This window comes from Synechococcus sp. H55.2, from assembly GCF_047462495.1.
GTDB lineage: Bacteria > Cyanobacteriota > Cyanobacteriia > Thermostichales > Thermostichaceae > Thermostichus.
On record NZ_JANSJH010000154.1, the window covers coordinates 1 to 3,708 of the forward strand.

Annotated in this window: 4 protein-coding genes; 2 read left to right on the top strand and 2 right to left on the bottom strand. The window is 62.1% G+C overall.

Annotated elements, in window-relative coordinates:
• Positions 1-101 precede the first annotated feature (101 nt).
• Entirely contained in the window at positions 102-1,133 is a 1,032-nt protein-coding gene (locus tag NW844_RS12420; RefSeq protein WP_414336078.1) for an anthranilate phosphoribosyltransferase family protein, read from the bottom strand.
• A 29-nt stretch (positions 1,134-1,162) separates the two neighbouring features.
• Positions 1,163-2,128, bottom strand: coding sequence for a LysR family transcriptional regulator (locus NW844_RS12425; RefSeq protein WP_414336079.1), 966 nt, complete (start codon positions 2,126-2,128; stop codon positions 1,163-1,165).
• A 124-nt stretch (positions 2,129-2,252) separates the two neighbouring features.
• Here NW844_RS12425 and NW844_RS12430 point away from each other — a divergent pair, with 124 nt between their 5' ends.
• Positions 2,253-3,404: a serine hydrolase domain-containing protein gene (locus NW844_RS12430; protein WP_414336081.1), complete on the top strand. Its 1,152-nt coding sequence runs from the start codon at positions 2,253-2,255 to the stop codon at positions 3,402-3,404.
• Positions 3,401-3,708 (top strand): XdhC family protein (locus NW844_RS12435; protein ID WP_414336083.1); only part of this gene is annotated, 308 nt, incomplete at its 3' end. The genes NW844_RS12430 and NW844_RS12435, both read left to right, overlap by 4 nt.

Genomic DNA, 3,708 nt, shown 5'->3' on the forward strand with positions numbered 1-3,708 from the left:
TCCCTCAGGGAGAGGGGCTGGGGGTGAGGGGATCCCTCAGGGAGAGGGGCTGGGGGTGCCTCAATCCAGTTTGTGAACTTATGAAACAAGGGATCCCGGCCCTAGGAGCGGTCGATCAACTGGGCCAGTTGTTTCAGCTTCTTCATCACCTGTCCAGAGCAAAGCAGGTCTTGCGCCTGTTGGATCCCTTCCTGCAAAGAGGGAGAATGGCCGAGGAGCCACAGATAGCTGCCCCCATTCCAGAGAACGGCTGGGGTGAGTTGACAAGGATCGCCGCTGAGCACCTGCTGCATCTGCTGCTGCAGCTCTTTTTCGCCGGCAAGAGGGATCTCTGGGCCTGCCAAGTGGCAATCGCGAGCCTTCAGGAGCAGCCGTTGCCCGCCCTGGTTCAGGATAGCTGCTCGTTCTCGCGGCAGGTCGCAACTGCCTTCCAAACCCTTGACGGTGGTAAATTGCCCGATCTCCCGCAGGGCAAACAGCTCCAGCAGCGTGGCCTCGGTGGGCGGGTGCACATAGCCCGCCACCAGGTGAAAGGGGCCTTGGTAGGGCGCCCAGACCAGCTCCAAGGTGGCCAAGGGGGGGCGTTTGCCGATTTGATCCCGGTAGTCCATCAGGGCCTGGGCTTGGGGAAAACAGGTGGGCAAATACAAAAATCCCAACCCGGTTTGTTCCAGCAGTTGCCCCACCTGCCCCAGGGATAGCCCCCGCCAATCGACCCCCAAGAGGCGCCAGACGACCTCCAAAGGTAGACCATACTTGGTGGGACAAAAGCCGGAGCCATGCAGCAAAACGGCTGCCCCTGCCGCGGCCAACAGCAAAGCCACCAGCACCCCCAGCGGCGCAGTCCGCGAGCGGCCATCGTAGGGATGGCCAAAGATAATCAAAGGATGGGGCAAATCCCGTTGGGGCAGAAGAGGGCCGTATTCTGCGTAGGCATCCAACATACCGGCCAGCTCTTCGGCGGTGGGGCGCTTGATGCGGTGGGCAATTAAAAAAGCTCCGATCTGGGCGGGAGTGGCTTCCCCCCGCAAGAGCATGCGAGCAGCGCTGGCCGCTTCGGCTCGGCTGAGATCTTGGTGAGTATGGGTGCCGCTGCCGATTTTTTTCAACAGCTCGCGAAACTCTTGGCTCATAGCATCGGCGATCAGGAGGGCTGGGCTACTCAGGATACTGACAACAACCTGGCAGATGGCTGAGGGATGTGGGGATCTGTGCCGGAAGCGGGCTCAACCTCGGGCTGCCTGATGAGCTGGGCGGCCAACTGCAAAAACCGGCGAATGGGCGGAATCTGGTAGCGATCGCTGGTGGTGACCATCACCACCTGCCGCCTCAACAGGGGAGGCTCGGTGGGCCGCACCTGCAACTCCGGATCGGCGCAGCAGTCCACCAGGGCCGACTCCGGCAGGAGAGCGATCAACTGCCCCTGTCGCACCACTCCCCGAAAGGCATCTAGGGTGTTCAGTTCCAGGGCTGCTTTGAGAGGGAGCCCCTGCCGGGCCAGATGGGATCCCACCAAGGAGCGCATGGCGTAGCCATCCTTGAAGACAGCCTGAGGATACTCGGCCAGCGCCTTCCAGGGGATCTGCTCGTAGCGGCTGAGGGGATGGGTGGAGGGCATCAACACCTGAATCGGCTCGGAATACAGCGGCTCCACCACCAGTTCTGCCCCCCGCGTCATCAGGGGATTGTCCATGACCAGGGCCACATCCACCAGCCCATCCCTGAGCACCTTCAAGGCGCGGTCGCTGCCCAGAGCCGTGACCCGCAACTGCACCTCTGGGTGCTCTTGACAAAACTGTTGCAGCACGGGCGGCAGTTGATGGGCAATCAGGGAATGGATCCCAGCAATGCAGAGTTCGGTCTGCTGGCCCTGCAGCCATTCTCGAAGGCTCTCCTGAGCCCGCTGCCATTCCTGACAGATGCGACGGGCATGGGGCAAAAGCCGTTCTCCCGCCACAGTTGGGGCCACCGGGTTTTTGCGATGCAACAGCGGGGCGCCCACGGCCTCTTCCAGAGCCTGGATCTGGCGACTGATGGCCGATTGGGTCAGACCCCTGAGGCGAGCAGCGGCCAAAAAGCTGCCCGTCTCCACCACGTTCAAAAAGGCTTGCAACAACTCCAGCCGCATTCGGGATCCCTTGGGCAATGTAACCAGCCACGGTGGCATCCTAGCCAGGGAAACGGTAGGCTTTTGTAAACGCCGTTACCAGTTGTTGGCTTGAGGATCCCCAAGCCAGGGGGAGACGAAGCAGATGAGTTGGGATCCGGCCTTGCTGACGGAGCTGCTCAACTCCGCCGTCCCGCGCCTTTTCCCCGCTGCCCAGGTGGCCATTCGCCACCGGGGAAAGTGTATTTACTCAAGGGCGGCAGGCTATCTTGACCCTGAGACCCGGTGCCAACCGACAACCTTGGCCATCTGTTTTGACCTGGCCTCCCTGACCAAGCTCTACACCGCCACCGCCTGCATGGTCTTGGTGGAAGCTGGAGCGTTGCAGTTGGATCAGCCGGTCAGTCTCCTGTTGCCGGAGTTTCAGGGATCCCGCCCCATTGCCCCCTATGAGGATCCTCTGCAGCCGGGGAAATGGATTGCTGTGGAACCGGAAATCGAAGGCGAGCTGATCCCGGCAGGGCAGGTGACGGTGCGGCAGTTGCTGGCCCACACCGCCGGCTTGCCCGCCTGGCGACCCCTTTTTCGACAGCCCGACGCCGCATCGGCCCGGCACATGGCCCTGCACACTTTTTTTTCCTACAAGCCGGGATCCCGTGTGGTCTACAGCGATCTGGGATTGATCTTGCTGGGCCTGGCTTTGGAACGTCTGAGCGGGGCCAGCCTGGATCAGATCTTGCACGCCCAGGTCTTGCGGCCTCTGAGCCTGAGCCAAACCCGGTTTTGTCCGGGGGATCCCTTCCATCCACCCCTTGCCTCTGTCCCTTGCGCGCCCACCGAGCTGTGCCCCTGGAGAAGGCGCCGTTTGCAGGGGCAGGTTCACGACGAAAATGCCGCCCGCCTGGGCGGGATCGCCGGCCATGCCGGGCTGTTCGCTACGGCAGAGGAGGTGGCCGCCTTCGGAGAGAGTTTTTTGACGGGATCCCTACTGCAGCCGCAGACGGTGCGGGAAATGACCCGCGAGCAGTTGCCTCAGCCAAATGCTCCGCAGCGCGGTCGCGAACGTCGAGGCTTGGGGTTTGCCTTACGCTCTGCGGATCCCTTGGCCAGCAGCTACCCGTTCAGCCCCGGCGCCTTCGGCCACACCGGCTTCACCGGAACCTCCCTGTGGATCGATCCAGAGCGGGAACTGGTGGTGGCCCTGCTCACCAACGCCGTCTATCACGGTCGGCAGGAGAACGGGTTCCAGGCTTTTCGGGTTGCCTTCCATCAGGCCATTCTGAGAGGACTGGCTTGATCTTCGATCTTTGTATCGCCTATCTGGCTGGCTTTCGCATTTGGGTTCAGGACGACCGCCCGGACTGGGTAACCCCTCAGCGCTTTCCCGATGCCGAGCGGCTGTACCCACAGCCCTTTGCCCAGCTTATCCCCGATCTGCAGAGGATCCCGCAGCTCTACATTGCTCTTCTCACCCGCAGCTACAACCTCGATGGCCAAACCCTACGGGCCATTTATCACTCCGGCCCCCATTACTTGGGGATGATCGGTAGCCGCAAGCAGGTGCAAGCCGTCCTGCAAACTCTGGCCCAGGAAGGGATCCC